This is a genomic window from Streptomyces sp. NPDC020807 (assembly GCF_040641575.1).
In the GTDB taxonomy this organism is placed as follows: Bacteria; Actinomycetota; Actinomycetes; order Streptomycetales; family Streptomycetaceae; genus Streptomyces.
In genome coordinates this window covers 377,615-392,711 of sequence record NZ_JBFADU010000001.1, presented here as the reverse complement: position 1 = coordinate 392,711, position 15,097 = coordinate 377,615, and the positions used below count along the sequence as shown (strand labels likewise).

13 protein-coding genes are annotated in these 15,097 nt (G+C 71.6%); 8 read left to right on the top strand and 5 right to left on the bottom strand.

The annotated features are described in order from the left end of the window. The first annotated feature begins 71 nt into the window (after positions 1 to 71). From AB0G79_RS01860 to AB0G79_RS01845, 4 genes are all read left to right on the top strand, one after another. Positions 72 to 314, top strand: a complete 243-nt coding sequence (locus AB0G79_RS01860) for a DUF2630 family protein (RefSeq protein ID WP_360798531.1) — start codon at positions 72 to 74, stop codon at positions 312 to 314. Positions 315 to 464: 150 nt separating this feature from the next. Continuing rightward, positions 465 to 2,429 (top strand): FUSC family protein, encoded by a 1,965-nt coding sequence (locus AB0G79_RS01855; protein ID WP_360798528.1) that lies wholly within the window; start codon positions 465 to 467, stop codon positions 2,427 to 2,429. Between the two features lie 256 nt (positions 2,430 to 2,685). Further along, positions 2,686 to 4,161 (top strand): APC family permease, encoded by a 1,476-nt coding sequence (locus AB0G79_RS01850; protein WP_360798525.1) that lies wholly within the window; start codon positions 2,686 to 2,688, stop codon positions 4,159 to 4,161. Positions 4,162 to 4,289: 128 nt separating this feature from the next. Continuing rightward, complete coding sequence (locus AB0G79_RS01845; protein WP_360798522.1) at positions 4,290 to 5,288, top strand: hypothetical protein; 999 nt, start codon at positions 4,290 to 4,292, stop codon at positions 5,286 to 5,288. A 41-nt stretch (positions 5,289 to 5,329) separates the two neighbouring features. On the opposite strand, the gene AB0G79_RS01840 is transcribed toward AB0G79_RS01845, so the two are convergent. Continuing rightward, positions 5,330 to 7,393, bottom strand: a complete 2,064-nt coding sequence (locus AB0G79_RS01840; RefSeq protein ID WP_360798520.1) for a PhoX family protein — start codon at positions 7,391 to 7,393, stop codon at positions 5,330 to 5,332. A gap of 285 nt (positions 7,394 to 7,678) precedes the next feature. Between AB0G79_RS01840 and AB0G79_RS01835 the strand changes: the two genes are divergently transcribed. Next, positions 7,679 to 9,142 (top strand): VWA domain-containing protein, encoded by a 1,464-nt coding sequence (locus AB0G79_RS01835; RefSeq protein ID WP_360798517.1) that lies wholly within the window; start codon positions 7,679 to 7,681, stop codon positions 9,140 to 9,142. A gap of 107 nt (positions 9,143 to 9,249) precedes the next feature. Next, positions 9,250 to 10,857 carry a methionine--tRNA ligase gene (gene metG / locus AB0G79_RS01830; RefSeq protein ID WP_360798514.1) on the top strand — a complete coding sequence of 536 codons (1,608 nt, stop codon included), beginning with the start codon at positions 9,250 to 9,252 and terminating at the stop codon, positions 10,855 to 10,857. Positions 10,858 to 10,938: 81 nt separating this feature from the next. Here the strand turns inward: metG and AB0G79_RS01825 are convergent, their stop codons facing one another. The 3 genes from AB0G79_RS01825 to AB0G79_RS01815 form a co-directional block, all read right to left on the bottom strand. Beyond that, positions 10,939 to 11,304, bottom strand: a complete 366-nt coding sequence (locus tag AB0G79_RS01825) for a DoxX family protein (RefSeq protein WP_360798511.1) — start codon at positions 11,302 to 11,304, stop codon at positions 10,939 to 10,941. Between the two features lie 252 nt (positions 11,305 to 11,556). Continuing rightward, a complete protein-coding gene (locus tag AB0G79_RS01820) occupies positions 11,557 to 11,823 on the bottom strand; it encodes a DUF397 domain-containing protein (RefSeq protein ID WP_360798508.1) in 267 nt (88 codons plus the stop codon). Beyond that, on the bottom strand, positions 11,820 to 12,695 hold the full coding sequence (locus tag AB0G79_RS01815) for a helix-turn-helix transcriptional regulator (protein ID WP_360798505.1): 876 nt from the start codon (positions 12,693 to 12,695) through the stop codon (positions 11,820 to 11,822). Before AB0G79_RS01815 ends, AB0G79_RS01820 begins: the two co-directional genes overlap by 4 nt. A gap of 156 nt (positions 12,696 to 12,851) precedes the next feature. On the opposite strand from AB0G79_RS01815, the gene AB0G79_RS01810 reads away from it, so the two are divergent. Next, a complete protein-coding gene (locus tag AB0G79_RS01810; protein ID WP_360798502.1) occupies positions 12,852 to 13,289 on the top strand; it encodes an ATP-binding protein in 438 nt (145 codons plus the stop codon). A 308-nt stretch (positions 13,290 to 13,597) separates the two neighbouring features. Further along, positions 13,598 to 14,530, top strand: coding sequence for a helix-turn-helix domain-containing protein (locus AB0G79_RS01805; RefSeq protein WP_360798499.1), 933 nt, complete (start codon positions 13,598 to 13,600; stop codon positions 14,528 to 14,530). On the opposite strand, the gene AB0G79_RS01800 is transcribed toward AB0G79_RS01805, so the two are convergent. Then, a complete protein-coding gene (locus AB0G79_RS01800) occupies positions 14,520 to 15,083 on the bottom strand; it encodes a hypothetical protein (protein ID WP_360798496.1) in 564 nt (187 codons plus the stop codon). The genes AB0G79_RS01805 and AB0G79_RS01800 overlap by 11 nt on opposite strands. Positions 15,084 to 15,097: the final 14 nt, after the last annotated feature.

Sequence of the window (15,097 nt, the reverse complement as noted above, 5' to 3'; positions counted from 1 at the left end):
CCCGGGGGGCCGTCACCGTTCCGGCCGCTCCCGACCTGCGCGACGCGCGGCGAGGGGCCACGCTGGAGGGCATGGACAACGAGCAGATCCTGGACGACATCGGCGGCCTCGTCGAAGAGGAACGCGCCCTGCGGGAGCGCGCGGGCACCGGCGGCCTCTCCCCCGGGGAACGCACCCGCCTCGCCGACCTCGAAGTCCGCCTCGACCAGTGCTGGGACCTGCTCCGCCAGCGCCGCGCGAAGGCCGAGTTCGGCGAGGACCCCGACACCGCCGCCCTCCGCCCGGCCTCCGAGGTCGAGTCGTACCGCAACTGAGGCGGCCCGGACGCCCGACGCGACGGGACGACCGACGCCGCCGGACGCCCCACGCCGGTGGACCACCGAGGCCCCGCCGGACGCCCGACGCCGGTGGTCGGGGGACCTTCGGACATGCCCCCGGCGGCCCGCGCCTTCTAAGTTGGACGCATGCCACGCCCCGCACGACCCGACCGCCCCGCCCGCCTGGCGCCGCCCGCCTGGCTCACCGCCGGGCTGAAGCCCGCGCCGACGCCCGTCCCGTGGGCGGCCGTGGTCCGCGCGTCCGTCGCGATGTCGGCGCCGCTCGCCGTCGGGCTCGCCGTGGGGCAGCCGCAGTACGGCGCGCTCGTGTCGATGGGGGCCCTGTCGGGGGTCATCGGCGACACCGCCGACGCCTACCGCATGCGGATCTTCAACATCGCGGTGCCCCAGCTCTTCGGCGCGCTCGGGGTCACCCTCGGGGCGCTGGTCTACGGGCAGGGCTGGTTCGCGGTCGGCGTGCTCACGCTCGTCGCGCTCGTCTCCGGGATGATCTCGTCGATCGGCGCCGTGGCCTCCGTGTCGGGCCTGCTGCTGCTCCTCAACGCCGTCGTCGGCGCGGGCCTGCCGATGCCGGGGCCCTGGTGGAAGGCGCCGCTGCTGCTCACCGTCGGCGGCCTGTTCGTCCTCCTCCTCACCCTCCTCGGCTGGCCCCTGCGCCGCGCCGCCCCCGAGCGCGCCGCCGTCGCCGGGACCTACCGGGCCGTCGCCGCGCTCTACGAGGCCACCGGCGACCCCGGCGCCTACGACGCCCGGCGGCAGGCCGTCACCACCTCGCTCAACCAGTCGTACGACCTCGTCCTCGCCCGCCGCACCCGGCAGCACGGCCGCGCGCCCCAGCTGGTCCGGCTGCTCGCCCAGCTCAACGTCCTCGTGCCGCTCCTGGAGGCCGCTCCCGCCGCCCACCTCCGGGCCCGGCTCGTCGGCCCGCTGCCCCCCGCGATCCCGGCGGCCGTCCGCGAACTGGCCGACGCCGTCGAGGAGGGCCGCACCGGCACCCCCGTCCTGGACCTGCCGGCCCCCGAGCGGCCGGCGGAGAAGGCCGTGGACCACGCCCTGCGGCACGCGGCCACCGTCGTCCACGAGGCCGAGCCCGACCCGTACAACGTCGACGACCGCCTCGGCCGCCCCGCCGCCCTCCGGGTCAGGGCCCGCAGGGCCGCCCGCGCGGTCCTGCTCTCCGAGGCCTCCTGGCGGTACGGCCTCCGGCTCGCGCTCTGCATCGGCCTCGCCCAGGCCTTCGTCTCGCTGATCCCCGTGCCCCGCTCGTACTGGGTCGCGCTCACCGTCACCTTCGTCCTGAAGCCCGACTTCGGCTCGGTCTTCTCCCGGGCCGTCCTCCGCGCCCTCGGCACCGCCGCCGGGCTCGTGCTCGCCGCGCTCGTCCTCGCCGAGGTCCCGCGCGGATGGTGGGACGTGCCGGTGATGGCCGTCCTCGCGGCACTGGTCCCCGCGTTCCTCGCGAAGGGGTACGCCTTCCAGACCGCGGCCATCACACCGGTCATCCTGCTCCTCTCCGACATGCTCAACCACCAGGGCTTCGACCTCGTCCTGCCCCGCCTCTACGACTCCCTCATCGGCTGCGCCATCGCCCTCGTCGCCGGCTACCTCCTGTGGCCCGAGTCCTGGCACACGCGGATCGGCGACCGGCTCGCCGACGCCGTCGCCGACACCGCCGCGTACGTGCGCTGCGCGTTCAGCGGGGAGGGCGACCGCGTCGCGCGCCACCGCGCCCGCCGCAAGCTCTACCGCGACCTCTCCACCGTCCGCTCCGAGTTCCAGCGGGCCCTGACCGAGCCTCCGCCCACGGGTCCCCGGGCCGCCGCCTGGTCGCCGCTCCTCGTCGCCGTCGAGCGGATCGTCGACGCCACGACCGCCGCCCGCATCCGCGTCGACCACGGTGCCCCGACGCCCGACCCTGCCGAAGTCACCGCCGTCGAACGGGAGCTGCGCGAGCTCGCGGACGGACTGCGCTCCTCGGAGAACCTCTTCGAGGTCCACACGGAGCTGCCCGGCGACGAGAACGGAGTCCTCGCGCCGCTGCGTCAGGAGGTCCGTGCGGCCCGCGCCATCGCCGGTCCCGACCTGCGGTAACCGTCCCGGGAAGGGCATACCGGACGCGTTACCGCCGGTCGCCGAACGGAAGGCTCCTCTTCCCGGTTACCGGCGGGGAGCCAGGGGGCTACGATGCGCTCCATTCCCGGTGATCCGTGCGCTCCGCCACCACCCCCGGCCGACCGGACGAACCGCCAGGACTCATGCGTTCGCCCCCCCACCGCCCCGCCTCCCCACCCACCGCACCGCCTCCTGCCACGCCCTCCCCTGCGCTCCGAGGACGGACACCGCCACCATGCGCACCACCACCCACAGCAGAGGTCTCCAGCCCAACGTCCTCGGCACCTTCGACACGATTGTCATGGCCGTCGCCGGCAGCGCGCCCGCGTACTCGCTCGCCGCGACCACGGCCGTCCTCTTCGGCGCCGTCGGCTACGCGGGCCCCGCCGCCCTGCTCTACTGCGCGATACCGATGCTCGGCATCGTCCTGGCCTACGCCCGCCTCGGCCGGATCGACGTCAACGCCGGTGCCGGCTACTCCTGGGTGGGCCGCACCCTCCACCCCTTCCTCGGCTTCCTCTCCGGCTGGGCCCTCGTCTTCGCCGCCACGGTCTTCATGGTCGCGGGCTCCCTCCCCGCCGGTTCCCTGACGCTCTCCCTGATCGACCCGGCCCTCGCCGAGAGGACCCCGCTCGCCGCCGCCGTCGGCGCCGGATGGTTCCTGATGATGCTGCTCGTCGTCCTGGGCGGCGCCCGGCTGACCGTGCGGGCACAACTCGTCATGTCCGGCGTCGAGATGATCGTCCTCGTCGGCTTCGTCGTCGCCGCCGTCCTGCACCGGGGCAGCGCCACCGCCTTCGACTGGTCCTGGTTCGGCTTCGAGGGCTTCGACGGCCCGCAGGGCTTCGCGGCGGGCGCTCTGATCGCCGCCTTCTACTACTGGGGCTGGGACGTCACCAGCAACCTCAGCGAGGAGACCCGCAACAGCCGCAGGACGGCCGGTCTCGCCGCGCTCGTCGGCGTCGGCTTCGTCTTCGTGCTCTTCGAGGCCTTCACGGTCGCCGTGAACGTCGTGCTCAGCAAGGAGGAGATCCGGACCGCGGGACCCAACGTCCTCGCCGTCCTCGGCGAGGAGATCTGGCCCGGCGTCGGCGGCAAACTCCTGGTCGTGGCCGTCGTCCTGTCGACCGTCGCCACCCTGGAGACCACCCTCCTCCAGGTCACCCGCTCCCTCTTCGCGATGGGCCGCGACCGGACCCTCCCGGCCGCGCTCGGCACCGTGCACCGCCGCTGGAACACGCCCTGGGTCGCCATCGCCACCGTCGGCGTCGCGGCCACCGTGATGTTCCTCGCCGCCGCCGCTGCCGAGTCCGTGCAGCGGATCCTCAGCGACGCCGTCGCCGCCATCGGCCTCCAGATCGCCTTCTACTACGGCCTCGCGGGCATCGCCGCCGTCGTCGCCTACAAGTCCCTCCTCCTGCGCTCCGTGCGGAACTTCGTCCTCGGCGGGCTGTGGCCGCTGCTCGGCTCGGGGTTCATGCTCTGGTGCTTCTACGAGTCCCTCGGCGAGCTCTCCACGACCGCCCTCGCCATCGGCCTGGGCGGCCTGCTCCTCGGAGTCGTCCCGCTCCTCGTCTACTGGCGCAAGGGCAGCGACTACTACCGTCCGGCCCGCCTGGACGCCGTGCGCGCGCTGGCGGCCACGGAGGCCTCGGTCCCGACGGCGCGCAGACCGCGCGGCCGGGACAAGAGCTACGCGACGGACTTCTGACTGGCTTACGGGTGTTCCACGTGAAACACCCCAGAGCACGTTTCACGTGAAACACCATGTCCTCGGGAAACGCTGTGACTTCTGACGGCATGTCCCACCGTCCGAAGGCCGATGACGAAGGAGGCCCCATGGCCGTCTACCGCCGCTCCGCGCGTGCGGCGCGTGCGGCGCGAGCCGAGCGCTTCACGCCCGACTTCGATCCGGACTTCGGCGACCGGGCCCTGACCGAGGCGCGCCACGACATCGTCATCGGCCGGTGGCAGGGCGTACGGAACCTGATCGCGGCCACCGGCGACGACTGGGCGCGGCGCACCCACCGCCTCCGGCTCCTCTCGCACGCCGCCGCCGGGAGTTCGACGGTCGAGACCTGGCGGGCGGCCGAGCCGGGCAACCCCGACGCGGAGGTGCTGCGTGCGGCGACCGAGGTCGTCCGGGTCTTCGACGCCGCCATCGCGGCCGGCCGGGGCGCCTCCGTGGACCGGGCCCGCATCGACGCGGCGGTGGACGCCTGCATGAGCGCGGCGGAAGCGGCCCCCGAGGACCCGATGCCGTGGATATCCCTGCTCTCCGTGGCACGGCTGTACGACGGCGGGGTCGCCCGGCGTGAACTGCGCCACTGGTTCGACGAGTTGCGGCGGCGGGACCCGTACAACACGGAGGGCCACATCCAGGTGCTGCGCTACTGGTCGGCGCGGTGGCACGGCACGCACGGCAGCATGTACGACTTCGCGCGCGACGCGGCGGGCGTGGCGCCGCCCGGTTCGTCGCTGCCGGTCCTGGTGCAGGTCGCGCGGGTGGAGGAGTACCGCTACATCGCGGACGGGGCGCTCGGGCGGGGTCCGGTGCGCGGCTTCGACCAGCACTGGAAGCACGAGCTCGCGGTGACGGAGCTGCGCCGTACGTACGCGCGGTGGATCGGGGAGCGCGACCCGGGCCGTCCGGTGGCACCGGAGGAGGTGGCGGACCTCAACTTCCTGGCACATGCCGCGTGTTACGCGGGCCAGGTGGAGGTGGCGAAGCACCTGCTGCGGATGCTGGGAGCGCGGGCGGCGTGGGTGCCGTGGGCGTACACGGGCGACCCGGAGGAGCAGTTCACGCGCTTCAGGGAGGGCCTGGGAGCGGAGTAGCAGCACTCCCCTCCCAGGCCCACGGGAACTCGGTCGGCGTCTCAGACGCCGATGTCACCGCCGTCGGCGCGCCAGACGGAGACGACCGACGGGCGGACGATCCTGCCGGGGCCGTCGGGCCAGGCGGAGGCGGGCTTCTCGACGGAGGCGCCGTCGATCTCGCCCGGGTGCTGGACGGCGACGAGGACGCGACGGTCCTGGATGATCGGGCCGCAGGTCTCGGCACCGCGCGGCACGGTCAGGAACTGCTTGAGCTCACCGCGGCGCTCGCCGTGGGTCGCGACGCCGAAGAGGCCGTCGTGGGAGCCGAGCTGGTTGCCGTCGGTGGAGATCCACAGGTTGCCGTGCGGGTCGAAGGCGACGTTGTCCGGGCAGGAGATCGGGGAGACCCGCTCCTTCGGGAAGCCGGCGAAGTAGGTGGCCGGGTCGTTCGGGTCGCCCGCGACGAGGAAGAGGCGCCAGGCGAAGCCGTCGGAGGACGGGTCGTCCCAGTGCTCGGCGAGTTCGAGGATCTGCCCGTGCTTGTTGAGGTTGCGCGGGTTGGCCTCGTCGGCGCCGGGGTTGGTGCCCTTGCCGCGGTTGGAGTTGTTGGTGAGCGCGACGTAGACGCGGCCGCTGCGCGGGGAGGGCTCGACGTCCTCGGGGCGGTCCATCTTGGTGGCGCCGACCTTGTCACCGGCGATGCGGGTGAAGACGAACACCTCCTCGGCGGTCATGCCCGGGACGTGCGACACGGCGCCGTCGGGACCGGCGGTGGCGAGCGGGATCCACTGGCCGGAGCCGTCGAACTCGCCGTCGTTCGGAAGCTTGCCGGTGCCGTCGATCTCGGCGGCGGGCGAGTCGCCGGTCAGCTTGGCGACGTAGAGGGTGCCCTCGTCGAGCAGCGTCAGGTTGTGCTCACGCGCGGCCCGGGAGCCGCCCTTCTTCATCCGCTTGCTCGACACGAACTTGTAGAAGTAGTCGAACCGCTCGTCGTCTCCCATGTAGACGACGGGACGGCCGTCCTCGGTGAGGCGGGGCTGCGCGGCCTCGTGCTTGAAGCGGCCGAGCGCGGTGCGCTTGCGGGGCGTGGAGTCGGGGTCGTACGGGTCGAGCTCGACGACCCAGCCGAAGCGGTGGACCTCGTTGGGCTCCTGCTTGAGGTCGAAGCGCTTGTCGAACCGCTCCCACTTGCGCTCGGTGGCCCCGGTGCCGACGCCGTACCGCTTGTCGGTCACGGAGCTGCCGTTGGCGAAGTACTGGTTGAAGTTCTCCTCGCCGTGGAGGGTGGTCCCCCACGGGGTGGTGCCGCCCGCGCAGTTGTTGAGCGTGCCGAGGACGGTACGGCCCTCCGGGTCGACCGAGGTCTTCACGAGGGCGCTGCCGGCGGCGGGGCCGGTGAGCTCGAACTCGCTGCTGGTGTGGAGGCGGCGGTTGAGCTGGTGCCGGGTGACCGGGGTCAGCTTGCCGGAGCGGTGCTCCTCCTGCACGACGACGACGGAGAGGCCGTGCGCGGCCCAGGCGATCTCGACCTGCTCGCGGGTCGGGTTCTCGGGGTCGTAGCCCCGGAACATCAGCACCTCGTCGGTGTACTCGTGGTTGGCCACGAGGACCTGACGGTGGTGCTCACCGCGCAGCGGCAGCAGGGAGAGGAAGTCGTTGTTGTAGCCGAACTGGCCCGCCTGGGCCTTCGCGGTCTGCTTCTCGGCGTCGAAGGCGGGGGCGCCGCGGAGGATGGGCTCGCCCCAGCGGATGACGACGTTCTGCTCGTACCCGGCGGGCACGGTGACCTGGTCGGCGGTGTTGGGCGCGACGGGGGTGAAGCGCAGCCCGCGGGCACCGTCGGGGCGGCGGTTGCCCCGGTCCCGCTCGGGCGCGGCGACGGCCTCCGGCGTCCCGCCGAACACGACGGCGCCACCGGCGGCGGAGGCGACGGTGACGACGGCGGCGGCACGCAGCGCGGAACGGCGCGAGAGCGCGCCGGCTATGACGTCGCCGACGTACTCGTTGGCGCTGGTGTTGGGCACCTCGTGGAAGCAGGCGTCACCACACCGGTACCGGCAGGTGAGAGCCGAACGGCCGCCTCCGTGCGGGTTGGTGCTCAGCAGCGGCAGCAGTTTGCGCACTTCGTCCTCCTCCGGCGCACACCGCGCCGACATGTGTCGGGGCCCCGTAGGGGGGTCCATCGGCGGCGACGCTATGGGGGCATATCTGCACGGGGACGGCGGCGGAATGAACGCCGAATGAATGCACGGCGACCGGGGGCGACCGGGTCACGGGAAGCGGAGGGGGTGGCCGCTAACCTTACGTGTCTGCCCTGGCCAGGGATGAAAGCCCCGAAACGCCCAGTTCGGACATTCACACTGCACCCCTCACTCATGCGAAAGGGTTCGCCCATGGGTATTCGGAGCATGCTGCGCAAGGTATTCGGCCGGGACCGCGAGGACACCACCCCGGCAACCTCCGTCCCGCCCCAGACGCGTGAGACCACGTCCGAGGGATCGGACACCCCCGAAGCGGCGGCCCGCCGCGCGGCGGACGACCTGGTGGCGGCGTCCTTCGACAACCCCCAGGTACCGAAGGCCCGCGCCGAGACGCCGGCCACGGGGGCAGCGGGGGCGGAGACGTCGAGCGCCGTCGAGGCTGAGGCAGTGGAGGCGGAAGCCGTGGAGGCGAAGGCGCCCACGGAGGCCGCCGAGCCGAAGGCCGCCGAAGCGGAGGCCGTGGACGAGGCCACTGCGCCCGCCGAGCCGGAGGCCGTCGAAGCGGCTGACGCCGACGAGACCACCGCGACCGTCGCGGCCGAGGCCGTCGAGACCGCCGAGGCGACGACCGGCGAGACCGCCGTCGAAGAGACCGGCGCCGACGAGACGGAGGCGACGCCGCAGGCGGAGACGCAGGCGGAGGCCGACACGGACGCGCCTTCCGAGGCTGCCGAGGCGACCCCGGACGCGAGCACGAACGAGTCGTCGGAGCCCGCGCTCCCGGCCGCCCCGCAGGGGCAGGACGAGGACCCGGCGGAGCCCGTAACCGCCGAGTCCGAGACCGCTGCGACCGACGGCGCCGCAGACGCAGACGCCGAGGCCGCGCCAGCCCCGCAGGCGCAGGCGCAGGACGACGACGCGGCGGAGCCGGAGGCCACCGTCACGACCGCCGCCGCCGACGCGAGCCCGGCCACGAGCGAGGCGGCCCCCGCCGAGGCGGGCGTTCCCGCGACGTCGCTCGCCGCGCTCAAGGCCGCCGCCCCGCACCTCGCGGACGCCTACAAGGCCGCCGGGGCCGTGCTGAAGAAGCAGGGGCTGACGGGCGCCCGCGCCGCCGTCTACCTGGTCGTCGACCGCTCCGGCTCGATGCGCGGCTACTTCAAGGACGGCTCCGTCCAGCGCCTCGCCGAGCAGACCGTCGCGCTCGCCGCGCACCTCGACGAGGACGCGACCGTCACGACCGTCTTCTTCTCGACGGAGATCGACGGCACCGTCGACCTGACCCCCGCCGGCCTCACGCCGACCCGCGTCGAGGAGATCAACGGCACCCTGGGCCGCCTGGGCCGCACGCACTACCACCTGGCCGTCGAGGAGGTCCTCGCGCACCACGAGAAGACCGACCCGACCCGTCCCGCCGTGGTCGTCTTCCAGACGGACGGCGCGCCGGACGCGAAGACGGCCGCCACCCAGGCGCTCGCCGAGGCGACGGCGGCGGACCGCCCGCTGCACTGGCGTTTCGTGGCCTGGGGCGAGGAGGAGAACAAGGCGTTCGACTACCTCAGGAAGATCGCCGCCGCACCGCGTACCGCCGCGTACTTCCCCGGCGCGACCCCGTCGGAGACGGCGCACGCCGCGTTCTACCGGGGCCTGCTGGCCGGCCTGGAGCTCTGAGCCGGAAGGCACGGACGAGGGGGCGGGCGCGGAGGGGAGACCTCCGCGCCCGCCCCCGATGTTTAACCGTGTGAACGGGTCTCGTTAAGCCCGTTAAAATTCCGACCATGGCGGCCACTGGATCCGAGAAGCAGGGGGCGAAGGCGTTCTACGTCACGACCCCCATCTACTACGTCAACGACGCTCCTCACCTGGGCCACGCCTACACGACCGTCGCAGGCGACGTGCTCACGCGCTGGCACCGTCAGCGCGGCGAGAAGGTGTGGTACCTCACCGGCACGGACGAGCACGGTCAGAAGATCATGCGCACGGCCGAGGCGAACAACGTCACGCCCCAGGCCTGGTGCGACAAGCTCGTGGAAGAGGCGTGGAAGCCCCTCTGGGAGCACCTGAACATCGCGAACGACGACTTCATCCGCACCACGCAGAAGCGTCACACGGACCGCGTGCAGGAGTTCGTGCAGGACCTGTACGACAAGGGCGAGGTCTACAAGGGCGGCTACGAGGGCCCCTACTGCGTCGGCTGTGAGGAGTTCAAGCTCCCGGGCGATCTCATCGAGGCGGAGGACGGCACCAAGCTCTGCGCCGTCCACAAGAAGCCGGTGGAGATCCTCAAGGAGGAGAACTACTTCTTCAAGCTGAGCGAGTACGGCCCGAAGCTCCTTGAGTTCTACGAGGCGAACCCGGGCTTCATCCAGCCGGAGTCGGCCCGCAACGAGGTCCTGAACTTCGTGAAGCAGGGTCTTGAGGACCTGTCGATCTCCCGCTCGACGTTCGACTGGGGCATCCCGGTCCCGTGGGACGACAAGCACGTGATCTACGTGTGGATCGACGCGCTCCTGAACTACGCGACGGCCGTGGGCTACGGCTCCGACCAGGCGAAGTTCGACGAGACCTTCCCGGCGGACGTCCACCTCATCGGCAAGGACATCCTCCGCTTCCACGCGATCATCTGGCCCGCGATGCTGATGGCGCAGGGCCTGCCGGTCCCCGGCCGGGTCGCGGCGAACGGCTGGCTGATGGTCGGCGGCGAGAAGATGTCGAAGTCGAACCTGACGGGCATCAAGCCGCAGGACCTGACCTCGCACTTCGGCGTGGACGCGTACCGCTGGTACTTCCTGCGGGCGATCGCGTTCGGCCAGGACGGTTCGTTCTCGTGGGAGGACTTCACCGCCCGCTACACGTCCGAGCTGGCGAACGACTACGGCAACCTCGCCTCGCGCGTGGCGGCGATGGTCGGCAAGTACTTCGGCGGAGCGCTGCCGGCCTCGGCGGCCGACGGCGACGCGGAGAAGGCGATCCACGACGGCCTGGCCAAGGCGGTCGCGACGGCGGACGCGAAGATCGGCGAGGAGCTGGACTTCCAGGCCGGCATCCTGGCGATCTTCGACTTCGTGAAGCAGGTCAACGGCTACATCACGGAGCAGGAGCCGTGGAAGGTCGCGAAGGACGAGTCGGAGGCCGGCAAGGCCCGCCTCGCGACGATCCTCTACACGGCCGCCGAGTCGCTCCGCGCCGTCGCCGTCCTCCTGAACCCGATCATGCCGGAGACCTCGCAGGCCCTGTGGGAGTCCCTGGGCGCGGAGGAGTCCCTCGGCGCGCTGGCCGACCAGCCGGTCCAGGACGCGGGCGTCTGGGGCAAGCTCCCGGCGGGCGCGACGGTGACGAAGGGCGCGGTGCTGTTCCCGCGCCTGGAGGAGCCGAAGAAGGACTGACGCCACACGTCACAGCGTCACAGCGCGAAGGCCGCCGCCCCTCTCTCGGGAGGGACGGCGGCCTTCGCCGTACGCGCACGCTCACACGGCCAGGACGAGGGCGGCGAGGGCGGGCGCCATGTAGATCACCGGGAAGGCGACGTGTCCGTAGGCGCGGGCGCGGAGCACCGTGACGACGGCCCCGGCGAAGTACAGGACGACCCCGACGGCGGCGAGGATCCCGATGACCGGGACGAAGAACCCGAGGACGATCCCGAGCCCACCGGCGACCTTGGCGGCCCCCAGCCAGTTCCACCAGGAGCGCGGGACGCCGTACTCGGTGAGGGGCTGGACGACGAACGCGGCGCGGGCGAAGATCGCGCCACCGGAGAAGAGGGCCATGAAGGCGCCGATCCCGGCGAGGACGGCGACGGCGGTGGTCATCTCGGCGAACGTCTGGTCGAACATCTCGGGCTCCTTCGGCCTCTCCGTGTCCGCCTCGACCGAGCCGGACACAGCACTGACGGAGCGGGGACGTCATGTGTGACAGCCCGGGGAAGAATTCTTCGGAAGACGAGACGCGCGGCCTGATCGAGATCCACTGGCGGCGTGATCCGCGTCGGCGACGTCCTCTCCCTGGAGGGAACCGGGGAGAGGTACGTCGTGGACGGCATCGAGCGCTACGGCAGGACGGTGCCGTGGAGGGCGACCGGCTCGCCGTCAGCCGCTGACGGCGTACGACACGAACCCGGCCCACGCGGTCGGGGTCAGGGCGAGCTGGGGGCCGCCGATGTTCTTGGAGTCGCGGACGTGGACGGTGGCGGGGGTGGTGGCGATCTCGACACAGGAGTCGCCGTCGGTGCCGCCGCTGTAGCTGCTCTTGCGCCAGGCGACCTCGATGCAAGATTCGCCGTCGGTGCCGCTGCTGTAGCTGCTCTTGAACCACGCCAGTTCGGAGGCGTCGCCGGCGGAGGCCTTGTGGATCATGTTTCTCCCAGCAGTTGCTCGATGAAGGCCAGCGACTCCCTCGGTGAGAAAGCCTGCGCCCGGATGGTGCCATATCGCAGCTCAAGGATGCGGAGCTGCTTGGGATCGGTGACCGGCCGACCGCTGAACGCACCATCGGAGCGTCCCACCGCCGTCCCGTCCGGGAACTTCAGTAGCTCGATCCTGCCGTCCAGCCCCGGGTGGGCCTCGGTGTTCGTCGGCATGACCTGAAGGGTGACATGACGCAACCGCCCCACCTCCAGAAGATGTTCGAGCTGCCGTCGCCACACCATTGTGCCCCCAACCTGTCGGCGCAGCGGTGCCTCCTCCAGCACGAAGTGGATCGACGGGGCCGGGTCCCTCTCGAAGACCGACTGCCGGGCTAGTCGGGCGGCCACCATGCGTTCCACATCATCCGGCGAGTACGGAGGTTGCGCTGCCTCGATCGCAGCCCGGGCGTGCTCCAGGGTCTGCAACAGCCCGTGGATGCTGTTGCACTCGTACACCCCGATCTCGACCGCTTTCCCTTCCATCTTCGCCAAGGCGCGCACCTTCTTCGGGTACCGGACCTTCGCCACGTCCTCCTTCATGGCCGCGATCAACCCACCCGCGCGCAACACCTCGTCCGCCTGGTCGAGGAACTCGGGTCGGGGGATCCGCTTCCCACCCTCCATCTTGTAGATCATGTCCTCGCCGTACCCGGTGGCCTCACCGAGCTCGGCGGCGCGCATCCCGATCGCCTCCCGTCGCAGCCGCAGCTGCCGCCCCACCGTCTCGACCACGGCGACGCCCCACTCGTCGTCGGGATCGACCTCCCAACCCGGCTCGTCCGCCTCCGTCTTGAGCCGCTGGGTCCCACCGTCCACCGACATACCGCACCCTTCCCTCGCCCCTCTTGATGGCGCGACACCCCTACCCGTGGCGGGGGTGTGGACAGCCCGGACAGCAGTGGACAAGCTCCGGACAGTCGCTCTACGCAACGGCGAAGTCACTGTTCACGGTAGTGCGGCGCGGCCAGGCTCGGCGGTGTGAACGAGAAGAACACCACCATCCAACTACCGCCGCACGCAGAGCACTTCATGGTTCTGCTCTCCTCCACACCGCGAGGCGCGCGTCTCGCCCGGCTGCTCGCGGGGGAATGGCTGAGGGCACGGGAACTGCCGTACGAGGTCGTCGAGGCGGCCGAACAGGTGGTCGCCGAGCTGGCCCTGAACGCGACGACGCACGGACGGGTCCCGGGAAGGGACTTCCGGCTGGAGCTCCGCGTGCACGACGACACGCTGTTGCGGATCGAAGTGACGGACACCCGGGGCGCGGATCTCCCGCGCATCGCGCCCCTCTGCCCCGAACGCGAGTCCGGGAGGGGGCTGCTCCTGGTGGAGGCGCTCGCGGACAGGTGGGGCGTGGAGACCGGCCCCGTACCGAGGAAGACCGTGTGGGCGGAGCTCGCTGCGTCACGTCCCTGACCAGGGAAAACGGCATGCTCACCGGAGCTCGGTTTTCTGGGTTCCGGTGGGCCGGGCGACCTCCCCAAGGAACGACGAGAGAGAAAGAAACCTCACCAACCCCCACCGGTCCTCCCCCGTCCAGGGGCGGCTCACTCATCAGAGTGAAGAAGCCCAACTCGACTGGATTTGAACCCGGTTGCCTGCCTTACGCTCAGCTCGACCGGGTTGGCATATGACCGACCGCAGACATAAGTCAGCCCTCGCCGGGACTGCGAATCCCAGTGCGAGGGCCTGACCACCGAGGAAGAAGCACCTTCCCTGTGGGTATGCAGAACACTAGCGCGCGCCAGCGCTCCCAGTCCCGTAACAGCTGGAAAAATCACCTTCCCAGGCGGACGCAGACACGTTCGGGTGTCGGTGGGGTCGTCCACCAGACCATCCGGCTGACGACCCGCTTCACGGTCGTCAGCAACGACCTGGCCCAGCACGAGGGCATGGACCTGGTGACGATCGGGCTCGGCACGCACATCGCGTCGGTGCCCAACGGGACGGCGATCGACATCAAGACCCTGGCGGGGAAGTTCCCCAACGGCGTCGTCGCCATCGCGAAGGCCCTGCGCGAGCTGGAGCTGTACGGGTACCTCCGCAGGATCGTCGAGCGGGGCCCGGACGGGCGGGTGGTGACGCGCACGTACTTCTGCAACCACCCGGCAGGCCAGGCCACTCAAGAGCCGGACGCTCGGCCCCCGGACGCCCGGCCCCCAGACATTCCGGCCCCGCCGCCGGCCCCCTCTCCCGAGGACCAGCCACCCCCACCCCCACCCGCACCCACACCCCCACCCACGTCACGCCGAGCACTCCCCCCGGTCCCGCAGCCGATCTACCCGACCCCCGACCTCAAGGTCACCGCCCTCCTCGTCCTCTCGGGACTCCACCGCGTGGACCCCCGCCTGCACCTCTCGGCGACGGACGTGGAACACCTCACCCCAGGAGTCGCTGCCTGGCTGGAGCGCCGGGTGACCGCCGAGGCGGTGACGTACGCGCTGACGAACGACCTCCCGGGGCCCGCCCTGATCCGCCCGGCGGCCCTCCTGGCCCATCGCCTCACGGCGAACCTCCCGCCGTTGCCCCCGTTCCACGAACCCGGAGGTGCCCCGCCGACCGTCAACCCCATGCAGAACTGCGAGACGTGTGACCGCGCCTATCGCGCTCCCGAGCCAGGTCGTTGCCGCGACTGCGCCGGGGGACTCATTTCATGAGGCTGGCGAGGGAGTCCGCGTCGACCGTCTTCTCCCAGGCGGCGTTGGGCGCTTCACCAGCCCAAGTGAAGGCCACCGAAGCGGCCTTCGCCGGGGCTCCGGAGCCGGAGGGGATGCCGTCGCGGCGGTCCACGAGCCTGGCCAGAAGGGAGTAGGCGTCCGGCCGCCGTACGGAGCTGTCCTCGGTGACCACGACGAGGACGTGGTCACCGACGCGCGCGTGCTCGGTTCCCTCGTAGCGGTAGTCGATCTTCTGGTCCAGTTCCTTCTTCGTCAGCTTGCGCCGCATCTTGTCCTCGAAGGTGGCACGCACCTGTTCGACGGTGACGACTCCACCCCCCTCCCGCACGTAGGCGGTGGTGGGCGCCCCGGCCTTCCGCTGGCTCTCGACGTCGATCGTCAGGACCGTGTGGACCATGGCGGCGCCTTCGGGGTCGCTGACCTCTGCCCGCAGGGCGGTGACCGTGCCGCTGATCACGTTGGTGACGTGGGGGTAGCGGGTGAACGCGGCGAAGCTCGGTGCGCTGTACGTACGGTTCCGCGTGCCTTGCATCAGCACCGTACGGG

Excerpts from the sequence above, each read along its gene's own strand:
- AB0G79_RS01860 (WP_360798531.1), top strand. The coding sequence starts at position 72 with ATGGACAACGAGCAGATCCTGGACGACATCGGCGGCCTCGTCGAAGAG.
- AB0G79_RS01855 (WP_360798528.1), top strand. The coding sequence starts at position 465 with ATGCCACGCCCCGCACGACCCGACCGCCCCGCCCGCCTGGCGCCGCCC.
- AB0G79_RS01850 (WP_360798525.1), top strand. The coding sequence starts at position 2,686 with ATGCGCACCACCACCCACAGCAGAGGTCTCCAGCCCAACGTCCTCGGC.
- AB0G79_RS01845 (WP_360798522.1), top strand. The coding sequence starts at position 4,290 with ATGGCCGTCTACCGCCGCTCCGCGCGTGCGGCGCGTGCGGCGCGAGCC.
- AB0G79_RS01835 (WP_360798517.1), top strand. The coding sequence starts at position 7,679 with ATGCTGCGCAAGGTATTCGGCCGGGACCGCGAGGACACCACCCCGGCA.
- metG (WP_360798514.1), top strand. The coding sequence starts at position 9,250 with ATGGCGGCCACTGGATCCGAGAAGCAGGGGGCGAAGGCGTTCTACGTC.
- AB0G79_RS01825 (WP_360798511.1), bottom strand. The coding sequence starts at position 11,304 with ATGTTCGACCAGACGTTCGCCGAGATGACCACCGCCGTCGCCGTCCTC.
- AB0G79_RS01820 (WP_360798508.1), bottom strand. The coding sequence starts at position 11,823 with ATGATCCACAAGGCCTCCGCCGGCGACGCCTCCGAACTGGCGTGGTTC.
- AB0G79_RS01815 (WP_360798505.1), bottom strand. The coding sequence starts at position 12,695 with ATGTCGGTGGACGGTGGGACCCAGCGGCTCAAGACGGAGGCGGACGAG.
- AB0G79_RS01805 (WP_360798499.1), top strand. The coding sequence starts at position 13,598 with ATGCAGAACACTAGCGCGCGCCAGCGCTCCCAGTCCCGTAACAGCTGG.
- AB0G79_RS01800 (WP_360798496.1), bottom strand. The coding sequence starts at position 15,083 with ATGCAAGGCACGCGGAACCGTACGTACAGCGCACCGAGCTTCGCCGCG.